At 64.5% G+C, this 21,692-nt stretch carries 18 protein-coding genes and 1 pseudogene; 11 read left to right on the top strand and 8 right to left on the bottom strand.

Annotation, left to right across the window (positions count from 1 at the left end; translation table 11 throughout):
• Window positions 1-30: 30 nt before the first annotated feature.
• Window positions 31-897 (top strand): annotated as a pseudogene (locus LWC34_RS26165) (RNA polymerase sigma factor); the annotation flags it as partial.
• On the opposite strand, the gene LWC34_RS26160 reads toward LWC34_RS26165, so the two are convergent.
• Window positions 894-3,002 (bottom strand): putative bifunctional diguanylate cyclase/phosphodiesterase, encoded by a 2,109-nt coding sequence (locus tag LWC34_RS26160; RefSeq protein WP_233727796.1) that lies wholly within the window; start codon window positions 3,000-3,002, stop codon window positions 894-896. The pseudogene LWC34_RS26165 and the gene LWC34_RS26160 sit on opposite strands and share 4 nt — an antisense overlap.
• Before the next feature lie 7 nt (window positions 3,003-3,009).
• Window positions 3,010-3,828 carry an SAM-dependent methyltransferase gene (locus LWC34_RS26155; protein ID WP_308200137.1) on the bottom strand — a complete coding sequence of 273 codons (819 nt, stop codon included), beginning with the start codon at window positions 3,826-3,828 and terminating at the stop codon, window positions 3,010-3,012.
• 160 nt (window positions 3,829-3,988) lie between these two features.
• Between LWC34_RS26155 and LWC34_RS26150 the strand changes: the two genes are divergently transcribed.
• Both LWC34_RS26150 and LWC34_RS26145 read left to right on the top strand, forming a co-directional pair.
• Window positions 3,989-5,305 carry a cytochrome P450 gene (locus LWC34_RS26150; RefSeq protein ID WP_233727795.1) on the top strand — a complete coding sequence of 439 codons (1,317 nt, stop codon included), beginning with the start codon at window positions 3,989-3,991 and terminating at the stop codon, window positions 5,303-5,305.
• A gap of 23 nt (window positions 5,306-5,328) precedes the next feature.
• Window positions 5,329-6,336 (top strand): alpha/beta hydrolase, encoded by a 1,008-nt coding sequence (locus tag LWC34_RS26145; RefSeq protein WP_233727794.1) that lies wholly within the window; start codon window positions 5,329-5,331, stop codon window positions 6,334-6,336.
• Window positions 6,337-6,344: 8 nt separating this feature from the next.
• Here LWC34_RS26145 and LWC34_RS26140 read toward each other — a convergent pair whose 3' ends face one another.
• Together LWC34_RS26140 and LWC34_RS26135 are read right to left on the bottom strand one after the other, a co-directional pair.
• Complete coding sequence (locus tag LWC34_RS26140) at window positions 6,345-7,898, bottom strand: Na+/H+ antiporter (RefSeq protein WP_233727793.1); 1,554 nt, start codon at window positions 7,896-7,898, stop codon at window positions 6,345-6,347.
• 64 nt (window positions 7,899-7,962) lie between these two features.
• Window positions 7,963-8,667 (bottom strand): class I SAM-dependent methyltransferase, encoded by a 705-nt coding sequence (locus LWC34_RS26135; RefSeq protein WP_233727792.1) that lies wholly within the window; start codon window positions 8,665-8,667, stop codon window positions 7,963-7,965.
• 120 nt (window positions 8,668-8,787) lie between these two features.
• On the opposite strand from LWC34_RS26135, the gene LWC34_RS26130 reads away from it, so the two are divergent.
• From LWC34_RS26130 to LWC34_RS26110, 5 genes are read left to right on the top strand one after another with little or no spacing between them, the layout of a single operon-like run.
• Window positions 8,788-9,261: a formate dehydrogenase subunit gamma gene (locus tag LWC34_RS26130; RefSeq protein ID WP_233727791.1), complete on the top strand. Its 474-nt coding sequence runs from the start codon at window positions 8,788-8,790 to the stop codon at window positions 9,259-9,261.
• Window positions 9,258-10,805, top strand: a complete 1,548-nt coding sequence (locus tag LWC34_RS26125; RefSeq protein WP_233727790.1) for a formate dehydrogenase beta subunit — start codon at window positions 9,258-9,260, stop codon at window positions 10,803-10,805. The genes LWC34_RS26130 and LWC34_RS26125 overlap by 4 nt, the downstream gene beginning before the upstream one ends.
• Window positions 10,802-13,612, top strand: coding sequence for a formate dehydrogenase subunit alpha (fdhF, locus tag LWC34_RS26120; protein ID WP_233727789.1), 2,811 nt, complete (start codon window positions 10,802-10,804; stop codon window positions 13,610-13,612). Before LWC34_RS26125 ends, fdhF begins: the two co-directional genes overlap by 4 nt.
• A gap of 3 nt (window positions 13,613-13,615) precedes the next feature.
• Window positions 13,616-13,831, top strand: a complete 216-nt coding sequence (locus LWC34_RS26115) for a formate dehydrogenase subunit delta (protein WP_233727788.1) — start codon at window positions 13,616-13,618, stop codon at window positions 13,829-13,831.
• Window positions 13,832-13,864: 33 nt separating this feature from the next.
• The gene (locus tag LWC34_RS26110; protein WP_233727787.1) at window positions 13,865-14,788 is read left to right on the top strand and encodes a zinc-binding dehydrogenase; all 924 of its coding nucleotides are present in this window, start codon (window positions 13,865-13,867) and stop codon (window positions 14,786-14,788) included.
• A 53-nt stretch (window positions 14,789-14,841) separates the two neighbouring features.
• On the opposite strand, the gene LWC34_RS26105 is transcribed toward LWC34_RS26110, so the two are convergent.
• Window positions 14,842-15,597 (bottom strand): TetR/AcrR family transcriptional regulator, encoded by a 756-nt coding sequence (locus tag LWC34_RS26105; RefSeq protein ID WP_233727786.1) that lies wholly within the window; start codon window positions 15,595-15,597, stop codon window positions 14,842-14,844.
• Window positions 15,598-15,703: 106 nt separating this feature from the next.
• Between LWC34_RS26105 and LWC34_RS26100 the strand changes: the two genes are divergently transcribed.
• From LWC34_RS26100 to LWC34_RS26090, 3 genes are all read left to right on the top strand, one after another.
• The gene (locus LWC34_RS26100) at window positions 15,704-16,636 is read left to right on the top strand and encodes an ATP-binding cassette domain-containing protein (protein WP_233727785.1); all 933 of its coding nucleotides are present in this window, start codon (window positions 15,704-15,706) and stop codon (window positions 16,634-16,636) included.
• Window positions 16,633-17,424: an ABC transporter permease gene (locus LWC34_RS26095; protein WP_233727784.1), complete on the top strand. Its 792-nt coding sequence runs from the start codon at window positions 16,633-16,635 to the stop codon at window positions 17,422-17,424. Before LWC34_RS26100 ends, LWC34_RS26095 begins: the two co-directional genes overlap by 4 nt.
• Window positions 17,425-17,636: 212 nt before the next feature.
• A complete protein-coding gene (locus LWC34_RS26090) occupies window positions 17,637-17,837 on the top strand; it encodes a hypothetical protein (protein WP_233727783.1) in 201 nt (66 codons plus the stop codon).
• Window positions 17,838-18,360: 523 nt separating this feature from the next.
• Here LWC34_RS26090 and LWC34_RS26085 read toward each other — a convergent pair.
• Genes LWC34_RS26085 through LWC34_RS26075 form a run of 3 tightly spaced genes read right to left on the bottom strand, consistent with a single transcriptional unit; the run spans window position 18,361 to window position 21,643 of the window.
• Window positions 18,361-18,891: a YciI family protein gene (locus LWC34_RS26085; RefSeq protein WP_233727782.1), complete on the bottom strand. Its 531-nt coding sequence runs from the start codon at window positions 18,889-18,891 to the stop codon at window positions 18,361-18,363.
• A gap of 14 nt (window positions 18,892-18,905) precedes the next feature.
• Window positions 18,906-20,462: a methyltransferase gene (locus tag LWC34_RS26080; RefSeq protein WP_233727781.1), complete on the bottom strand. Its 1,557-nt coding sequence runs from the start codon at window positions 20,460-20,462 to the stop codon at window positions 18,906-18,908.
• A 23-nt stretch (window positions 20,463-20,485) separates the two neighbouring features.
• Window positions 20,486-21,643: a 4-hydroxybenzoate 3-monooxygenase gene (locus LWC34_RS26075; RefSeq protein ID WP_233727780.1), complete on the bottom strand. Its 1,158-nt coding sequence runs from the start codon at window positions 21,641-21,643 to the stop codon at window positions 20,486-20,488.
• Window positions 21,644-21,692 lie beyond the last annotated feature (49 nt).

Genomic DNA, 21,692 nt, shown 5'->3' with positions numbered 1-21,692 from the left:
GGACGCGTGGAAAACGCAGAGCTCACGCCGGAGGACCAACTCCGGCTGATGTACACGTGCTGCCACCCGGCGTTGCCACTGGAAGCGCAGGTCGCGCTGACATTGCACACGCTCGCGGGGCTGTCGACGGCGGAGATCGCCAGGGCTTTCCTGGTCGCCGAGCCGGAGATGGCCTCGCGGTTGGCAGCCGCGCGCCGGACCACGAAAGGCGAGTCCTCTGAGCACGACCGGACGCCCGCGGTCCTGACAGTCTTGTACTTGCTGTTCAACGAGGGGTACTCGGCGAGCAGGCCCGGATTGGCCGATGAGGCCATCCGGTTGGCCAGGGTGGTCGCCGGCTCCGACCAGCCAGAGGCGCTCGGATTGCTGGCGTTGATGTTGCTGCATCACGCTCGGCGCGGCGCGCGGTTGACGCCCGGCGGCGACCTGGTGACGTTGGACGAGCAGGATCGGTCCCAGTGGAATGGTGAGGAAATCGCTGAGGGGCTTCGCGTGCTCGCGGCCGCTTCTCGGTACTCGGAACCTGGGCCGTACCAGGTGCAGGCCGCGATTGCTGCTTGTCACGCGATCGCGCCGAGCGCTTCGGACACTGATTGGCTCAAGATCGCTGAGCTTTATGGGCTGCTGATGCGGTTGACGCCATCGCCTGTCGTCGAGTTGAACCGCGCGGTAGCGGTCGGGATGGCCGACGGGCCAGGTGCGGGGTTGCCTTTGGTCGAGGCTTTGACTGGGCGCCTTGGGGGTTATCACTTGTTGCACGCGACTCGGGCGGATTTCCTGCGGCGGCTTGGGCGTCGGGATGAAGCGGCCGAGGCTTATACGCAAGCGCTTGCGTTGACGACGAACGATGCGGACAGGCGGTACCTGGGCAGGAGATTGAAGGAGGTGAACAGTTAAGGCAGCCGCGCTGCCAGATCACCCGGCGGGCTCGCCTTTCCGTACCGGTCACCGATCACGAAGTCCGCGTCAGCCATCCGCCACCAGTGCGCCTGACTCTCCGTGTGCACGCCATCCACGACCACCCTCGCCCCCGACCTGTGCACCAGCGGCACCAGGGTCGTCAGCGCAGCCGTGAGCGGCGCTCCGACAGCCGATTCAGCTTGGCGTTCAACGATTCTGCGCGAGAACCGGACGCATTCGACCGGAACATCCTCGAGCGACGCCAGCTCTTCAGGCGCCGTACCGAAGTCGTCCAGCATCGTCCGGACACCCATATCTGCCAGTACTTTGAGGTTGTCGACAGCCTCGGGTGAGCGCACTGCCTTCGACGGGAACCCAACTGTCAGCTGGTCAGCCGCGTGCACAGTACGCAACAGTCTGGAAACCAGGTCCGCGTCCGCCGCCTGGTTCAAGGTCAGGCCAGCCATCAGGGACAGCGGACGGCTGGCCCGTTGCTGCCACCAATCGGCCTGCTTGCACGCGGTCTCCAGCAACCATTCGCCGAGCGACAGCACCAACCCGGTGTGTTCGGCCAACTGGACGCACTGGTGGTGGTCGAGGATCCCGACATCAGGCCTGTTCCAGCGCAGCAGCGCTTCCACGTACGCGATCCGGCCGTCCTTCAGGTCGACAACCGGTCGGTACACCACGTCGATCTCGCCGGTCTCCCACGCGCCCGGCATCGCAGCGGCCAGCGTGTACATCAGGCGGTCGCGCTCGTCCTGATCCGTGTGGAACAGCTCCCACTGGCCGCGACCGGCTGCCTTGGCACGTCTGAGTGTGAAGTCCGCTGCCCGCAACAACTCCACCGGATCCATCGCCCTGGACGGCCGGTACACCACGCCGATGCTCGCCGACACCGCCACGCCGTGACCGTCCACATAGATCGGTTCAGCGAGCTCGGTGTTGATGTCCTCGACCAAGGTCGAGACACTTGGCGTGCTTTCGGTGTTCTCGATCAGGATGCCGAACTCGTCGCCGTCGAATCGGGCCACCATCGCCTTTTCCGCCGCGACCACCGCGCGAAGTCGTTGGGACACCGAGACAAGCAGCTGATCGCCAACCCGGCGGCCAAGGCCGTTGCAGATCATCGCGAACGCGTCGAGATCCAGATGGAAGAGGGTGACGCCGTATGTCGGGTCCGCGCGCCGCAGCGCGAGTTCCACGTTCGTGCTGAAGTACTGGCGGTTCGGCAGTCCGGTGAGCACGTCGTGCAGCGCCTGCCGGTTCAGTTCTCCCTGCAGGAGCATGAGTTCCGTGCCGTCTTCGACGACCGTGACGAAGTGGCTTGGCCCGTTTTCGTTGTGCAGTACCGACGCGGTCAGCGTGATCCGGGCGATGTCACCGTCTTTTCGCAACAGCTGCACGGGTTGCTTGACGCGCGCTTTCTTGCCTGCCAGCAGGTCGCGGTAGTCGTCACGCAGAACCACCGCGTGGTCTTGGTGGACGAGGTTGAACAGGGTTCGTCCGGCCAGTTCTTCGCTGGTGTAGCCGAGCATGTCGGCGATGGCGCCGTTCGTACGGACCAGCAGGCCGTCCGGGTCGGTGATGATGATGCCGCTCGCCGAGGACATCGCGACCTCGTTGAACTGTTCTTCGCTTTGCCGCAGCCGCCATTTGGCGTCACGCACAGCCTTGAGCAGCGAGAGCTTCATCGTCTCCTGCTGGTCGAGCGTCGCCTGCCGGTTGGCCTTGGTGAACCCGCTCGACAACGCGCCGAGCGCCAGCACGATCGGCTCGGCGAACTTGGCGACGGGCTGGAATTCCGGCAGCGCCAGCAGCCCTTTGCCCAGCACATCCATGGTGGTCGGCAGCGCTTCGTCGCCCGTGCAGCCGATCTCGACCAGCCGGGCGCCCGCCTCGACGGCTGGTTTGCCGTCGAACGGTTCGCCACGCACCACGGCACAGAGCGCGTCGAGCAGCACGGCGAGTTCTCGTTCCAGCTGGTCCTGCTCGAAGGTGAAGAAAACGTTGCTGTGCAACACATAAGCCCATTTGCGCGACAAGATCAGCCGATCACGAGCGAAGTCGCGCGGCTGCTCCCGTCTGCTTGGCTCTGGCATACCTGACCTAGTCGGGCTTACGGCCTACGCCTGCGTACACGAGCATGTTCATATCCGGATTATCCGCCACATCGCCAGGTCCGCCAGGGCGCCACAGCGCGCAGCCGACCAGACCGGGGTCGACCAGCTCGAACTCGCCGAACATCGTCTCGATCTCGGCACGCGTGCGCGTGTTGACCTGGTCCTGGCTCTTGCTCCGCTGGATCACGTCGGTCGCCTCGGTGAGGTTCTCACCTTGGTTGTCGCTGGTCACGTGGGTGAGCGCGAAGTAGCTGCCGGGCGCGAGGGCTGAACGGTAGCGCTCAAGCAGCCCGTGCGGGTCGTCCTCGTCCGCGACCCAGTGCAGCATCAGCAACATGAGCAGTCCGATTGGCTTGTCGAAGTCGAGCGACTGCTTGGCGGTCTCCAGTATCGACTCGGGGTCACGCATGTCTGCCTGGACGATCACGGCCCGGTCGTTGCGCCCGAGCATCAGCTCACTGTGCGCGACCGCGATCGGGTCGCGGTCGACGTAGACCACCCGGCATTCCGGGTCGGCTTTCTGCGCGATCTCGTGCACGTTGCCGACCGTCGGAATGCCCGAACCGATGTCGAGGAACTGCCGGACGCCACGGTCGACCATGAAGCGCACGACCCGGCCGAGAAAGGCCCGGTTGACCCTTGCCGCCTGCTTGAGGCCGGGCATCAGGGTCTCGATCTTTTCGCCGACCGCGCGGTCGACCGCGAAATTGTGCCCGCCACCGAGCATGAAGTCATATGTGCGAGCCATGCTGGGCACCGACGTGTCGACGCCAGGCGGTACCCAGTCCTGCTGTTGCTGCGTCACCGGGGAACACCTCTTCATCTCGCGAAAGTCAAAGCTTACCGAGCGTCCGACGAATCGTAGTTGACCCATCGGTGGGACAGCATCCCACCCGATTGGGCGCTATCGGCGTGAGCCAATTGGCCCCTATTGTGGACCGTCCCTTCATCCTTGGGAGATATGGATGCCGGTCCCGGTGGCGCCAGGTCGTTGGCCGGTAGTGGGGCACACCCCGGCAATGGTGCGGCACCGCTTCGGATTCACCGCCGATCTGCCGAAACACGGCGACGTCGTGCGGATCTATCTCGGCACGATGCCGACCTATTTCGTGACCAGCCCGGAACTGACCTATCAGGTGCTCGTGACCGATGGCGCCAAGTTCGCCAAAGGTGCGATGTTCGACAAGTTCCGGCCATACGTCGGCAACGGCCTTCTGTTGTCGAGCGGCGCCTTTCACCTGCGCCAACGGCGGCTCATTCAGCCCGCTTTCCATCACGAGCGGATCAGCGCCTATGCCGAGATGATGATCGGCGCGGTGAACGAGCTCGTCGAAAAGTGGCGGCCGAGTGTCGTGCGGCAGATCGACGAGGACATGCAAGGTCTCGCGGTGACGGTCGTCGGCAAGACGCTGTTCTCGACCGAACTGGGCGCGGCGGCGATCGCCGAGGCCCGCCGATCCATTTATACCGTGATCAAACAAGGGATGATCAGAGCGCTATCGCCCGCATTCCTTGAAAAGCTTCCGATCCCCGGAAACCGCGAGTTCGACAAGGCCATCGCCAGGATGAAAGCGGTCGTCTTCCAGGTCATCGCGGACTGGCGGGCCGAGGGCGTCGACCATGGTGACCTACTGTCCACCCTGCTGCTCGCGCAGGACGAAGACGGCGCGCACATGTCCGACCAACAGGTCTACGACGAAGTGCTGACCATGCTGACCGCCGGTATCGAGACCACCGCACTGGCGCTGGCCTGGATGTTCCACGAAATCGCGCGGAATCCCTCGGTCGAACGGAAGCTGTTCGACGAAATCGACACCGTGTTGGACGGACAGCCGTTGACCGTCGCGGACCTCCCGAAATTGATCTACACCCACCAGGTTGTCAACGAGGTGCTGCGGATGTATCCGGTGTGGATCCTGATGCGCAGGGCGACATCGGAAGTGTCGCTCGGCGGCGTGCGGATCGCGCCGGGATCGGAAGTCACCGTCAGCCCGCACATGCTGCATTTCGATTCACGCTTCTACCGTGAACCCCACCGCTTCGATCCGGACCGCTGGTCGCCAGAGCGAGCGAGAAACGTGCCGCGCGGCGCGTTCATCCCGTTCGGCGCCGGTGTCCGGCAATGTATGGGCAATTCGTTCGCGCAGACCGAGATCGTGATCGCGGCCGCGACCGTGCTCAGCCGCTGGCGGCTGTTACCGATCCCCGATCAACCGGTCAAGGTCAAGTTCACATCGGCGGCCTATCCGAACCGGATGCCGATGATCCCGATCTCCCGATAAACATGTGAAAGGTAGTGCTCGTCGTGCGTTGGTTCCAGAATGGACGGAAACGCCGCGTGCTCGCCGGGACGTTCGCCGTTCTCGGTGTGACGCTCGGTCTCGCGCCGGTATCCGCTCAGGCGGCAGTGACCTGCCGGACCATCGATTTCCCCGTTTCACAGGGGACAATGCACGGAAAACTGTGCACACCGGCGGGCGCCGGCACGGTCCATGTCCTGATTCCGGGTGGAACGTACAACAGTTCCTACTGGGATATCGGCTATTCGCCATCGACCCGGTCGTATCGAATGGCCATGAACAAAGCCGGGCACGCCACGCTCGCGGTCGACCGGCTCGGCACGGGTAAGAGCTCGAAACCGTTGAGCGCCACGGTAACCGCGTCGGCCCAGGCGCTCGCTGTGCACGAGGTGATCAAGCAGATCCGCCCGCGATTCGACAAGGTGATCGTCGGCGGTCACTCGATCGGCTCAGCGATGGCGATGATCGAGGCGGGCACGTTCCGTGACGTCGACGGCGTGCTTGTCACCGGAATGACTCACCGGATGAACTTCGTGACCGTGGCACCCGTGTTGGCGCAGATGATCCCGGCGCCACTCGACCCGCACCTGTCCTCGCGCGGTCTCGATCTCGGCTACCTGACCACCGGCCCAGGCACGCGGTATGGCGCGTTCCACGCCCCAGGCTCGAAGGTGAACGGCGCGATCGACTTCGACGAGTCCACAAAGGACGTATTCGCGGCGACGGAAGCCGTGGACACGGTCGCGCTGACCAACATCGTGATCCCGGCATCGCGCGGAATCAACGTGCCGGTGCTGATGGTCGTCGGCAACGACAACCACTTCTGCGGCCCGCCGCTTGGCGCCGACTGCTCGTCAGCCAGCGCGCTGAAGGCATCGGAGCGGCCGTTCTTCGGGCCCAACGCCACGCTTACGACGCATCTGGTGTCCGGCTACGGCCACTCGATCAACTACGCACCCGACGCGGCCTCGTACTACGACGTGGTCACCAAGTGGGCGTCGTCGATCAACTAAAGGCTGTATTAACTAAAAGCGGCGGCTTCCTCGTAGTCGAGGCGGTCAAGCTCGCGGCGCACGGTCTCGTCGTCAAGCTCCCCGTCATCACGGGCCTTGGCAAGCGCTCGCCGTTGCGCCGCGAGCATCGACCGCCGTACCGACACGGTGAGTTCGCGCAGGCTTTGGACTCGGCTGTCCATGTCGTCGTCCATCGCCCGGCGCGCTTGGCCAGCCGCGATGTAGCGGGCTTTGAGTTTTTCGAGCATTTCCGGGCTGATCCCGGGGTGCGGCTGGTTGTAGACGTCGATCATCGCCTGCTTGACCGCGTTCATCGACACCTCGCGCGCCTTCTGGTTCGCGGCCTCTTCCTCGGCTTCTTCCTGCGGCGCGCTGATGTCGAGCTTGCGGATGAGCAACGGCAACGTCGGTCCTTGGATGAGCAACGTGCCCACAGCGACGACGAAGGCCAAGGCTTGGATGGTGTCGCGTTCCGGGACCGATTCCGGCACACCGGCCGCGGCTGCGAGGGTGACCACGCCGCGCATCCCCATCCACGAGATGACCGCGAAGTACTTCCACGGCAACTGTTCCCGTCTCCGCAGCTTTCTCGTCAGCCACTGCCTGCCGTAGACGACTGCCATCCACAGCGGCCGCACGACGAGCACGGTCAGCAGGATCCCCACGGCCGCCAGCGCGAACTTCTCCCAGTTCTCGGGATGAAGGTCGGCGAAGACGAACCGGCACTGCAAACCCATGTAGGCGAAGACGAAGGCTTCGAGCAGGACGTCGAGCGTGCTCCACACCTGGCGCGCCTGCAGCCTGGTCGCGAACCCAGCCTCGGTGTTCTTGTGCCCCAGCACAAATCCGGCCATGACCACCGCGAGGACGCCGGATGCGTGCACCTCTTCGGCCAGGAGATAGGCCGCGAACGGGACCACGAGGCCAAGGGTCGTCTCAAGCCCGCTGTCCTGGATGCGCATCCGGATCCAATGCACGATCCAGCCGAGCACGAAGCCGACGATGCTGCCGACCACCGCGCTGTAGGTGAACAGGAGGACCGCGTTGTCGAAGAGCGTGTGGTCTCCGGTGACCGCGGCGACCGTGAGGGTGAAGATCGTCAAGGCCGCGGCGTCGTTGACCAGGCTTTCCCCAGTCAGGATGGCCATAAGGCGTTTCGGCAGGCCTAGTTCTCGGCCAACCGCCAGACCGGCTACCGCGTCTGGCGGGGCCACGACCGCGCCGAGGATGAGCGCTGGAACAAGCGCTAGGCCGGGCACAATCCACCAGCCGATCACCCCGGTGACCATCGTGGACACCACGACCATGCCGACCCCCAGGGCCAGAATCGGCCTGAGGTTGCGGGTGAAGGTGGGGAACGAGAAGTTCAAGGCGGCGGAGTAGAGCAGCGGTGGCAGGACCACGCTCAGAATGAGTTCCGGCTCCAGCTCGAACCTCGGCAAGCCAGGGATGAAGGAGACCGCGGCCGCGAGAACCACCACGACCAGGGATGGCTGCATTCCTCGCCGATGCGCGATGGCCGTCACCGCGATCGCACCAACCACAACCAGCAAAAGCTGCATCCCAGGTCCTCCCTCGTGAGTGGTTAGCAGGGTTAGAACACGACTAACCACTCACGAGGGTCTATCAGGGGTTTCGTGTCGCCGCGAGTTGCCACACGGGCAGCAGCAGGTTCCCGTTCTCGTCGGCGGGCAGCTCGCCGAGATCCGCGACGGTCACGTCATCGCGTTCGGTCATCTCGCGCACGGCTTGCGCGAGGCGGTCGCGGTGCTGCGAGGTCGTGTAGAACGCCCGCTCAAGCCGGGAGATCGTCCACTTCGCACCGACGATCGCCCGCAGGTCGTGCTCGTACACCCGGAACGACTCCGGGAACGCGGGCGGCAGGGTGTCGGCAAAGCAGATCAGATGCAGCCGTGCCCCAGGCCGGGCTGCCCGATGGAGCGCGGAAACATACGCGACCTTCTGCCCCGGCATCAGGCAGTGATAGAGCGCGCTGTCCACGATGGTGTCGAACGCACCCTCGTACCCAGCCAGTTCAGTCGCGTCCCCAACCTCGAACCGAACCGAGACCCCGGCGTCGTGAGCACGAGACGCCGCCATGGAGATCGCCGATGCCGAAGCGTCAATCCCCGTCACGGACAGGCCCTGCTGAGCCAGGTAGATCGCGTTGTCGCCGGTGCCGCAGCCGACGTCGAGCACCGAGCCGGTCATCTGCGCGGCCAGAGCGACGACCAACGGTTGTGGTCGGCCGATAACCCATGGCAGCGCGTCCATATCACCGTGGAGGTAAGCGGCCTCGAAGTCGAAGTCTTCTGGCTGGAAATCCGTCACAGATTTCACCTTGCCGTGAATTTCAGTCGGGCGCCAACGGCAACGGGGCCTTTCGCTGAACGATCGCAATGGGTACGGTTGGTGTATACCGTATGCAGAAGTGTCCTTGGGAGATGAGAAATGACCCCCGATGCGCTGGAGCAGCGAGTGCGGGCGGTAGTGGACGCGCATCGCGGCGACCGGGGCGCCCTGCTTCCCATCCTGCACGGACTACAGGCCGAATTCGGCTACGTCAGTCAGGACATGGTGCCCATTCTCGCCCGTGAGCTCAACCTTTCCCGAGCTGACGTGCACGGCGTCGTCACGTTCTACCACGACTTCCGGCCCGAACCGGCCGGCCGTACCGTGGTCAAGATCTGCCGCGCCGAGGCTTGTCAGTCCGTCGGCGCCGAGCAGCTCGCCGAGCACGCCCAGCAGGTCTTCGGCGTCAAGCTCGGCCAGACCACTCCCGACGGCTCGGTCACCATCGAGCAGGTTTTCTGCCTCGGCAACTGCGCGCTGGGCCCGGCCGCCCAGATCAATGGCCGGATGTACGGGAAGCTCGATGAGCACCGGTTGGACAGGCTCATCCTCAATGCCGAGGGGAACGCATGACCACCATCTACGTCCCGCGGGACTCCGCCGCCGTCTCCGTTGGCGCGGACGCGGTCGCCGAGGCTGTCCGGCGGGAAGCCGAGGCGCGCGGGCTCGATGTCCGGCTTGTCCGGAATGGCACGCGGGGGATGCTCTGGCTCGAGCCGCTGCTGGAGATCGAGACGCCGGAAGGCCGCGTCGGCTACGGCCCGGTCGAGCCACACCAGGTCCCCGAGATCCTCGACAACCCTGATCACGAGCTCAAGCTCGGGCTCGTCGAAGAGCTCAAGTGGATGAAGGACCAGACCCGGCTGTGCTACGCGCGCGTCGGCGTCACGGATCCCCTTTCCGCTGACGACTATCTCGCCAACGGCGGCATGGCCGGGCTGCGCAACGCGCTGCAGATGGAGAAGGCGGAGGTCGTCAAGGCCGTTACCGACTCCGGCTTGCGCGGGCGTGGTGGCGCCGGATTCCCCGCTGGCATCAAGTGGAACACCGTTCTCAACACTCCGGGCGAGCTCAAATTCGTGTGCTGCAACGCCGATGAGGGCGACAGCGGCACGTTCGCCGACCGGATCCTGATCGAAGGCGACCCGTTCTGCCTCATCGAAGGCATGACGATCGCGGCATACGCGACAGACGCGACAGAGGGCTACGTCTACCTGCGCTCCGAATACCCGGACGCCGTGAAAGCGTTGCGCCAGGCCATCGAGATCGGCTACGCCCGTGGCTGGCTCGGCGAGAACATCATGGGCTCCGGACTGAAGTTCGACCTGTTCGTCCGGGTCGGCGCGGGCGCGTACATCTGCGGTGAAGAGACCTCGATGCTGGAAAGCCTTGAGGGCAAACGGGGGATGGTCCGCGCGAAGCCGCCGATCCCAGCCATCACCGGTCTTTTCGGCAAGCCGACGGTCGTCAACAACGTGCTCACGCTGGCTTCCGTGCCCTCGATCCTCGCCGACGGCGCCGAGGCGTACGCGGCGCTCGGCATGGGCCGATCCCTTGGTACACAGGTTTTCCAGCTCGCCGGGAACATCGCGCGCGGCGGTGTCTACGAGACCGCGTTCGGTATGTCCCTCGCCGAGCTGATCAATGAATACGGTGGTGGCACCCGGTCCGGGCGTCCAGTACGCGCGGTGCAGGTCGGCGGCCCACTCGGCGCCTACCTGCCTGCCGACCAGCTCGACCTCCCGCTCGACTACGAGGCATTCGCCGCTGTCAACGCGATGCTCGGGCACGGGGGTATCGTGGTATTCGACGACACCGTGGACATGGCTGCCATGGCGCGCTTCGCAATGGAGTTCTGCGCCGAGGAGTCCTGTGGAAAGTGCACCCCGTGCCGGGTGGGCTCGGTGCGTGGCGTCGAGACCATCGACAAGATAGTCGCAGGTCAGGACACTGATACCAACCTGGCTGTGCTGAACGATCTGTGCGAGCTGATGACAGACGGTTCGCTGTGCGCGATGGGTGGCTTGACGCCGAACCCAGTGCTCAGCGCGCTGCGGCACTTCCCGGACGACTTCACGAGGGCTGAAACCCAGGCCCACCAGGAGACGACGTCATGACGCTGATGAAGGAACCGGACCTTGGCACACCAGCCATGCCGGGCGAGGCGACTGTCACGGTCGAGATCGACGGCATGCCGATCACTGTGCCACCAGGCACCTCAATCATGCGGGCCGCTGCCGAGACTGGCATCGACATCCCGAAACTCTGCGCGACCGACAGCCTCGACGCGTTCGGTTCGTGCCGCCTGTGCCTCGTCGAGATCGACGGTCGCCGTGGCACGCCTGCCTCGTGCACCACGCCGGTCGCCGAGGGCATGAAGGTCCGTACCCAGACGCCCAAGGTGGAGAAACTCCGCCAGGGCGTTATGGAGCTGTACATCTCCGACCACCCGCTGGACTGCCTGACCTGCTCCGCCAACGGCGACTGCGAACTGCAGGACATGTCCGGCGTTGTCGGGCTGCGGCAGGTCCGGTACGGCTACGAGGGCGAGAACCACCTCGACCTGCTGACCGACGACAGCAACCCGTACTTCAACTTCGAGGCGTCCAAGTGCATCGCGTGTTCGCGATGCGTACGCGCCTGCGGCGAAATCCAGGGCACGTTCGCGCTGACCATCGAAGGCCGCGGCTTCGAGTCGAAGGTCTCCGCGGGTGGCGTGGACTTCATGAACTCCGAGTGCGTGTCGTGTGGCGCGTGCGTGCAGGCGTGCCCGACGGCGACGCTGCAGGAGAAGTCCGTGGTGGAGCTGGGAATGCCGACGCGCAGCGTGATCACCACGTGCGCGTACTGCGGTGTCGGCTGCTCGTTCAAGGCCGAGATGCGCGGCGACCAGGTCGTACGGATGGTGCCGTACAAGGGCGGCGACGCGAACGAAGGCCACTCGTGCGTCAAGGGCCGCTTCGCTTTCGGCTACGCCACGCACAAAGAGCGCCAGCTCAACCCGATGATCCGGGAGTCCATCAACGACGAGTGGCAGGTCGTCGACTGGGAGACCGCGATCTCGTACACCGCCAAGAAACTCCTTGAGGTTCAGGCGAAGTACGGCTCTGGCTCGATCGGCGGCATCACCTCTTCGCGCACCACCAACGAAGAGGTCTACGTGGTGCAGAAGATGGTGCGCGCCGCGTTCGGCAACAACAACGTCGACACGTGCGCCCGCGTCTGCCACTCGCCGACCGGATACGGCCTGAACCAGACGTTCGGTACCTCGGCCGGCACGCAGGACTTCAAGTCGGTCGCGAAGGCCGACGTGATCATGGTGATCGGCGCGAACCCGACCGACGCCCACCCGGTTTTCGCTTCACGGATGAAGAAGCGGATCCGCGAGGGCGCCAAGGTGATCGTGGTCGACCCGCGCCGGATCGACCTGGTGCGCTCGGCGCACATCGAGGCGCAGTACCACTTGCCGCTGCAGCCGGGCACGAACGTGGCCATGGTCAACGCGATGGCGCACGTCGTGGTCACCGAAGGTTTGGTGGCAGCCGACTTCGTGGCCGAGCGTTGCGAGGGCTACGAAGAGTGGGCCGAGTTCGTCTCCCGCGAGGAGAACAGCCCGGAGGCCGTCGAGGCGATCACCGGCGTTCCCGCCGCAGATGTTCGCGGCGCCGCGCGGTTGTACGCGACCGGTGGCAACGCGGCGATCTACTACGGCCTGGGCGTGACCGAGCACAGCCAGGGTTCGACGATGGTCATGGGTATGGCCAACCTCGCCATGGCGACCGGCAACGTCGGTCGTGACGGCGTCGGCGTGAACCCGTTGCGCGGCCAGAACAACGTGCAGGGTTCGTGCGACATGGGCTCGTTCCCGCACGAGCTGCCCGGCTACCGGCATGTGTCCGACGACGCGGTCCGCGAGCTGTTCCAGGCGGTGTGGGGCCGCACGATCCTGCCAGAGCCGGGTCTGCGCATCCCGAACATGTTCGACGCGGCGATCGACGGCACGTTCCGGGCGCTGTTCGTGCAGGGCGAGGACATCGCGCAGTCCGACCCGAACACCAAGCACGTGTTCGCCGCGCTTGAATCGCTCGACCTGCTCGTGGTGCAGGACCTGTTCATCAACGAGACAGCCAAGCTGGCGCACGTGTTCCTGCCGGGCACCTCGTTCCTGGAGAAGGACGGCACGTTCACCAACGCCGAGCGCCGGATCAACCGCGTCCGGCCGGTGATGGCGCCGAAGACCGGCAAGCACGAGTGGGAAATCGTGTGCGAGATCGCCGCGGCGATGGGCTACCCGATGACCTACAACCAGACCAGCGAGATCATGGACGAGATCGCGGCACTGACGCCGACGTTCTCCGGTGTCTCGTTCGAGATGCTCGACAAGGTCGGCAGCGTGCAGTGGCCGTGCAACGACAAGGCGCCTGAGGGCACGCCGATCATGCACGTCGACGGCTTCGTGCGCGGCAAGGGACACTTCGTCCCGACCACGTTCGTGCCGACCGACGAGCGCAGCACGCGCAAGTTCCCGCTGATCCTGACCACCGGCCGGATCCTGTCGCAGTACAACGTCGGCGCGCAGACCCGCCGTACCGCGAACGTGGCATGGCACCCGGAGGACATCCTGGAGATCCACCCGCACGACGCGGAGGTGCGCGGGATCAACAACGGCGACATGGTGTCGTTGGCGTCCAGGGTCGGCGAGACGACGCTCAAGGCGACCATCTCGGACCGGATGCCGGTCGGTGTGGTGTACACGACGTTCCACCACCCCGTCACCGGCGCCAACGTGGTCACGACCGAGAATTCGGACTGGGCCACGAACTGCCCCGAGTACAAGGTGACCGCCGTCCAGGTGGGCCTGCGTCATCCGGCCATTCCGGCGGAAGGCGTTGCGCGCCAGGACATCCCGATTGCAGTGGACTGATACATGGCACACACGATCAATCCGCAGGTCCGCATGGCGAACGAGATCGCGGTGCAGTTCCACCACCAGCCAGCCGACCAGGCGGCCACCGCGATCGCCACGCACATCAGGAAGTTCTGGGACCCGCGGATGAAGGCCGACCTGTTCAGCCAGGCGGACAGCAACACGGCCTCGCTCGACCCGTTGGTGATCCAGGCGGTCAAGCAGTTGAAGGGTTGACCTGAACCTCGGTTGAGGTTCTTCGATGGTGGTATGCGAGCCATCGAACTAGCTGAATACGGCGGTCCCGAGGTCCTGAAGACCATCGCGGCCGAGGACCCGGTCCCGGATGCCGGCCACGTGCTGATCGACGTGGCGGTGTCCGGGATCCAGTCACTGGACACATATTTGCGCCGCGGCCGGTGGACAGACTTCTTCCCCACGACCCTGCCGTACATCCCAGGCATGGAGGCCGCCGGAGTCGTCTCGGCAGCCGACGATCCAAGCTGGATAGGACGACGCGTACTCGCCAGCCTCCCCAACGGCGGCTACGCGACCCATGTCGTTGCGCCTGTGGACAAAGTCGTGCCGGTCCCAGACGAGTTGGACCTACGTGACGCGATGGCCCTGTTGCACGACGGCAGCACGGCGCTTTCCCTGTTGGAGGAAACTCCGGTGCAGGCGGGCGAGACCGTTCTCGTGCAACCAGCGGCTGGCGGTCTTGGCACTGTTCTTGTTCAACTGCTTGCGGCTTCCGGCGCGCGGGTGATCGGGGCTGCGCGGGGTGCCTCGAAGCTCGCTTTGGTCCGGGAGCTTGGCGCCGATGTCGTGGTCGACTACAGCGCACCGGACTGGCTCAGCCAAGTGGGCACAGTGGACATAGTGTTCGACGGGGTCGGCGGTTCTCTTGGCCAGGCGGCTATTGGCGCCGTGCGCGATGGCGGCCGGTATTCGAACTACGGCAACGCAAGCGGGTCAGCGGATGGCGTGACCGCCTCTGGCGGGATCAGCGTCCGTGGGATCGACCAACTCGGCACGTTCCGTACCGACAACCGCGGCCGCATTCTCGATTTGGCCGCAGCGGGCAAGATCCGTGCCGTCATCGGCCGGACCTGGCCGCTGGATCAAGCAGCCGAAGCCCATCGCGCGGTCGAAGCGCGCGAAGTCCTCGGCAAAGCCCTGCTCATCCCCAGGTAGACCCTCGTGAGTGGTTATCCGTGTTCTAACACGGATAACCACTCACGAGGGTTTTAGTGGGGGTTGGCGCGCCGTTCCAGGTATGTGGCCACGCCGTCGAGGTAGAGGTGCAGGCTGAATTCGAAGTCGGTGTCGATGCCTTCCTCGTCCCACAACGATTCTTCGTCGAAGACGCCAGCGGCCACGAGTTTGGTCAGCGCCGGGAACTCCCGTGGATCGAGGAGCTGGGTCAACGCGTTGTGATACTGGCGCCCGAAGGCAGTCGGGTCCTCTTTGTGCCCAGCGGCCAGTTGCGCGCGTAGGGCGTACTCACCACGCAGCAACGTCAACAGGCCCATCACGACACCGGCTTTTTCCGGTTCGCTCAGCTCTGTCTCACCCAGGGTCGCGAGGCCGCGGTCGAACCACATCAGGTTGTGCGGCCCGAATGGCGGCGCGCTGATCGGAATCTCGTGGAACCAGGGATGACTGGACACCGCGACGAAGATCGCCTTTGCCCACGTTTCCAGGCCTTCGCGCCACCCGACGTCCGGCGGGAACTCCGGTGGTGGCGACAGTGCCGCGTCGCCCATCAACATGAGCAGCTCGCGCTTGCTTTTCACGTAGCGGTACAGCGCCATTGTCGAGTTGCCGAGGTGTGCGGCGACCTTCGCCATCGAGACCGCCGCGAGTCCTTCGGCATCCGCGATCGCCATCGCGGCCATCGTGATTTCACGGACCGTCAGCGCCGGTTTCGGCCCACGCCTTGCTGTTTCCCGCGCACCCCACAGCAACGCGATGTGCTCGGGCAGCTCGGTCTCGTCGGTCATCCGCTCCCTCTCCTCACCGTCAGTTTAGAGAAGCGGACTTGCGCATCCTTACTGCGTAGGTGCTACGCTATTTCGCGTATCATATACGCAGTATTGGGGAGGGGCGATGATCGTCGAGGTAGCGGGCCTGAAGAAGGCCTATGGGGACAACGTCGTGTTAGCCGGGATCGACCTGCACGTGCCGGAAGGCTCGGTGTACGCACTGCTCGGGCCCAACGGCGCGGGCAAGACGACGACGGTGCGGATCCTGACCACGCTCACCCGGCCGGACGCCGGAACAGTGTTGGTCGCAGGCCACGACGTGGTCCGCGAACCCGCCAAGGTCCGTGCCGAGATCAGCCTGACGGGCCAGCACGCGGCGGTCGACAACGAGCAGACCGGCCGGGAAAACCTGATCATGACCGGCCAGCTGATGCACCTTGGCCGGTCGGCCGCACGGCGCCGCGCGGATCAACTGCTGGAGCGGTTCGACCTGACCGACGCGATGACCCGCAGGGTCAAGACATACTCCGGCGGGATGCGCAGGCGGCTGGACCTGGCAATGAGCCTGGTGGCCGAACCAAGGCTGATCTTCCTCGACGAGCCGACCACCGGCCTCGACCCGTCAAGCCGGACAACGATGTGGGACGCGATCAAAGAACTGGTCCGCGCGGGCACAACAATCGTGCTGACAACCCAATACCTTGAAGAAGCCGACCGCCTTGCCGACTGGATCGTGCTGATCAACAAAGGCACCGTGGCCATGTCCGGAACGGCCGACTCCCTCAAAGCCCAAGTCGGCGGCGAGCGAATGGAACTGACCTTCGACGACGAAAGCAGCGTGCTGAGAGCCGCGGAGCTGTTAGGCGGCAACGTAAATCGCGAACGCAGAATGCTCGACCTGCCATCCGACGGCACAGCGGCCCACGTCCACTCGGTACTGAACAACCTGTACACATCGCGCATCACAGTCGCGCGCGTGTCGTCGCACAGGCCAACCCTTGATGACGTGTTCATGGCCGTCACCTCGGACCGTCCCCGTGAAGGAGCAAACGCATGACCACCACAGCGATCCGGCACGGCGGATTCGGCAACGCGACAAGCGACATGCTGACAATGATCGGCCGAAGCCTCCGTCTCACCCGACGAAACGGCGAGACGTTATTCTTGGCAATCCTGTTGCCACTATTGATGATGTCGATGTTCGTCTTCGTCTTCGGCGGAGCGATCAACGTCGGCGGCGGCGAATACATCAACTACGTCGTGCCAGGCACGATCCTGTTGTGCGTCGGATACGGCGCCGCGTCGACCGCGATGGCGGTGGCCGACGACATGAACAACGGCATGATCGACCGTCTCCGTTCAATGCCAATCAGCAACCTCGCTTTACTGACAGGACACGTCGTCGCCAGCATCGCGCGCAACGCACTGTCCACCACCATCGTGGTCGGCACAGCGATCGCTATGGGATTCCGCCCTGAGGGTTCCTTTGGCGACTGGATGGTCGCGGTCGGTTTGCTACTGCTGTACGTGCTCGCTTTGTCATGGCTCGCTGCGGGACTTGGCGCGATTGCGAAGGGTGTTGAGTCCGCCAGCGGGCTGGCGTTCTTCATGTTGTTCTTGCCGTATCTCAGCAGCGCGTTCGTACCAACTGGCACGATGCCGTCGTTCCTTCGTGCTGTCAGCGAGAACCAGCCAATCACGCCGATCATCGAAACCATCCGCGGCCTGCTCATCGGCACCCCCATCGGGAACAACGGCTGGATCGCACTTGCCTGGGCTTCAGGTCTGCTGATTTTCTCCTTCACGCTGAGCATCGTGCTCTATCGGCTGCGGACGACTAGGTAACGCACGTCCTCGCGTGTGCACGGGCTCGCGTTCGCGTGTCCACCGGCTCCGTCATGGTGTGTTGAACACGCGAGCGGCGCACAACGGCGATCCGGCCCCGCTGGAAGCGAGTCGAGCAGTTTGACACACCGTGACGGAACGGTGGACACGCGCCAGGGCGCTGCAATGCGAGATACCTCGCGGGTGCAAGCCCCGACTCTTTACGGCCTGGCGTGACCGACAGGCCCGGCCCCTTCGGCTGGCTTCGCGGTCCAGCCGGGTTGGCTGGGGTGATCTTCCGCGTGTCCGCCCCACCGGCACGGCGAGTCAAACTGCTCGACTCGCCACCAGCCTGGTTGCTCGCCACCGTGCGCCGCTCGCGCGTTCAACACGCCATGCCGGAGCGGCAGACACGCGCGGGCACCCGTCACTGACTCCCCGCCTGCTCGCTACCGCTCACGGCGATACGTCATTGTGCTACCGGGTGCACGCCACACATTCCAGGCCCAACCCTTCATCCCCTCAACCAAGATCGGCACACCACCCAACCCGCGACCACGGTAGGTATGCCGCCCAACCCTCGACCAAGGTCCGTGCGCCGCCCAACCCTCGACCAAGGTCCGTGCGCCGCCCAACCTCTCAACCACGGTAGGTATGCCGCCCAACCCTCGACCACGGTAGGTATGCCGCCCAACCCTCGACCAAGGCAGGTGTACCGCCCGCCCTAGCCTTCGACCAAAGTGGTCACAGTGGTACGTCAGGTGGTTGGCTGGGTGCTTGGCCATGAGAGTCGCGCACGGCCCCTCGACGTCCGCGACTCTCGATGGCTTGATCTTGGAGTGTCTTGGACTCCGATCGGTTCCCACCGATCCTAAAACTGTCGTACCCCACTGCTAGCGTTAAATCAGGGGGTCCCCCGGCGAATTCCTGGTGCGGTGGCGGGCGTGCTGTGGCGGCTTACCTTCGGCCTCCGAACTCCCATTCGTGTACCTCGATGGAGGCATAACGGTCCACAGTCAGCAATCCGCGCGCTGCCGCCGGGTCGGCGGCGCGGACCAGCATCGCTGTTCCGAGCCAATTGGCCTCGTTGTCCGAGAGCAGTGGGCCGTAAGCGATCAGCTGATCCTGGTCCGCGGGCAACTCAAGGTCAGCCGCGTCACCGGTACCAAGGCCGATCACCAGGTATCCGCCACCACGGCCGCCGGGGAACTCCCACATTGTTCGGCCCAAAGTGTTGTGCCACCGGCGAAGTAACACATCTCGGTACGCACCGGCCTGATAGTTCGGTTCGTCGAAGGCGAACGCCCGCGCCGCCGCCACATCCGGCACGGACACGATATGCATGCTGCCAGTCAGTAACTCGCCTTCGAAGGTCGGCCCACGAGCGATCAACGAGTATCCGTCCATGTAGGACCAGTGGGCCTCAATCAGCTTCTCGCGTAACGGCAGCGATCCAGGCCGGTCACGGTGGTAGCAGAAGAACTCCATGACCACAGTCTTCCTTACCGCGGCCTGCTGGTGATCAGTGAGAAGTCCAACGGCAGGTCGTGGCTTGCGGTGAGCGTGAACCCAGCTTCGGCAAGCATGTTTCGGTAGTGACTGACTGTACGCTCGCGGCCACCAACATTGCACAACATGTGCACGTCCCACGCGGGCGCGAGGGACGGCGAGCCGTCTTCGGGCAGGAGGCGTTCGACGATCAGCAATTGCGCGTCACGGGGCATCGAGTCTGCGCAGCGCTTCAGGATCGCTTGGCATTGTTGGTCATCCCAGTCGTGCAGGATTCGCGAGAGCATGTAGACGTCGCCGCCGCTTGGCACGCCGCCGGTGAAATCGCCTGCCACGACCGCACATCGGTCGGCGAATTCGCTGAGGTTCTCCGCTGCCAAGGCGGCTACGTCCGGGCGCTCGAACAATGTTCCGCGCAGGTGTGGTGCGCCGTGCAGGACCTGCTTGAGCAGTTCGCCGTTGCCACCTGCCACGTCGACTACATGTTCGGCCGATGAGAAGTCGAAGACCTCGGCGACCTGGCCGAAAATCGATGCGCTCGCGGCCATCGCGCGGTTGAAGCCGAGCGACGGGTTCGCCGCGAAGTAGTCGAAATGCGGCATACCGAAAACGTATTCAAACGACTCACGGCCCGTACGGACCGAGTTCTCCAAAGCACCGAAAGACAGGTAGAACGCGCCGCCGTAGAGCAAGGCCAACGGGTGCAACGAATACCGGGCATCAGTTCGGAGCAGCGCGCCCATCGGGGTCAACGTGTATCCGCAGCAAGTCGAACGCACGACACCCAAGCTCGCCAGATACCTCAGCAACCGCTGAAGGCTGTCGCGGTCCGCGCCAACCGCTTTGGCTATGTCCCTAGTGGACATACGGTCGGCCAGACGGTCGAAGATCCCCATCGAGGCGGCGACCGCGATCGCCTTGGTCTGCCAGGCACCAGTCATCAGCTCAAGCAGGCGGTGTGCCGGCTCCCGGCGCAGATGCTCCCGCAACACCGCCGAGTGATGTCCGGCGGAGATCAGCTCAAGCCGACGCCCCGCGCCACGGAAGTACAGCACAGTGCAATCGACATGCGCGTTGTACCCGCCGCCATCGGGAACAAGACCGCCTTGCTCCAGAGCGGCCATCAGTCCTGTTAGGACCACCTGATCCGGCGCCGTGACAGCCAAGGCGAGATGAGACTCATGCTCGTGCTCGCGTTCCGCGGCAACCACATCGTCCGGAGCACCTTCGAGCGCGAAGATCTCGATCTCACGGGACCCAACGGGCGCGCGCAGAATCTGCACAGTCAGCCCGCTGATCCCGTAGCGCCGTGCCAACCGTCCACGGACGACGACGCTCGGCACAGCCGGACCGACCACCAAGCCCACAGCGAGCAAGGCGTCGGGTATGTCCGAAATGGACGATGGGAAGACCAGGACCGCGCCGTGGTCGAACGTGCAGTGCTCGGCTATCGCCGGGTCCACACCGAACAGCGCGAGCACACTCTCCGTATCGTTGGCCTCGATGAAGTCCTTCGTCCTCGTCAGGACGTCAAGATCAACCTGTTGCAAACACACTTCTACCCCAACGGGAATCAGATGCCGATGTAGTTCTCGGCGAAATAGTCCTGGTGCGCTCGGTTGTCACGCAGGCTTTCCAGCCGAGCGCGCTGCAATGACCGCATGAACAGCGCGTGGCCGTCGTCTCCGGCCGGGCTGTGCAGAAGGTTGATCATCCAGTGGGAGAACTCCTGTGCACGCCAGATCCGGGGCAGCACCGCTGCCGAGTAGTGGGTCAACCGCTGGGAGTCTCCCGAATTGATCTGACGCGCCAATGCTTTCGCGAGGACCTCCGCGGCCATCAGCGCCAGGTTGGCGCCTTTGGCAGCGGACGGACTGATCAAGCTGGCCGAGTCACCGGCCAGGAACACGCAACCGTGCTGGATTGGTTCCAGGACATGGGAAGTCATGTCGACAACCCGGCGTTCGATGATCATTCCTGTCTTCAGCGAGCCATACTGATGGGCACGCAGGCGGGTGTGCAACTCGGCCCACACCTTTTCATCCGACCATGTAGTGGCGTCCGTCCCTTGGGGGACCTGGAGGTAGTACCTAGTGATCTTCTGAGTACGCGCCATATGCCCGGCAAACCCGTTCGGGTGAATCGCATACGTCACCGCGGCCATGCTGGGTGGCGCCTCGGCCAACAACGCGAGCCACGTGACCCCGTGATCTCGTTGCAAAACCTTGGCAGGAACGGCTTGCCGCGACACGCCATGCTGCCCATCGCACCCCGCAACAAAACGACCCGACAGCGTCGTGCCGTCGTCGAGCACAAGCACCGCGTCGTGCGGGTCGACCTTCACGACGGTGGTGTCGAAACGGATTTCACCGCCACGGTCAATAAATTGCGCGATCAGGTCGCGAACAAGATCTTGTTGCGGGTAGACCGTGTGCACCTCGCCTCGGCCCAGCTCGCTGTACTTGAGCTCGAATTCGCCGTGATCACCGCGGAAAGCGCACGTGTCGTGCCGCTTCCCGTTGGCGTGCAGACCTTCCGCGAGCCCGTTCTCGGTCAGGATCCGCACGCTGTTCTCGGCGAGGAAGCCCGCGCGTGCACGCTGTTCGACGTGCGCGCGGCTCTGCCGCTCCACGATCAGGCACCGAATTCCGTCTGCCCGCAACATGTTTCCCAGCACAAGGCCAGCTGGCCCGGCACCACAGATGAGGACGTCAGCAGTCAACCTGGACATGACAAAACCCCCAAGTCGTCGTTTTTCTCAACGGTACCGGCGTCGAGAA

The sequence above is a fragment of the Kibdelosporangium philippinense genome (assembly GCF_021390435.2).
GTDB lineage: Bacteria > Actinomycetota > Actinomycetes > Mycobacteriales > Pseudonocardiaceae > Kibdelosporangium > Kibdelosporangium philippinense.
Note: the sequence above shows the minus strand (reverse complement) of the source record. Positions and strands in the feature narration are given on the sequence as shown.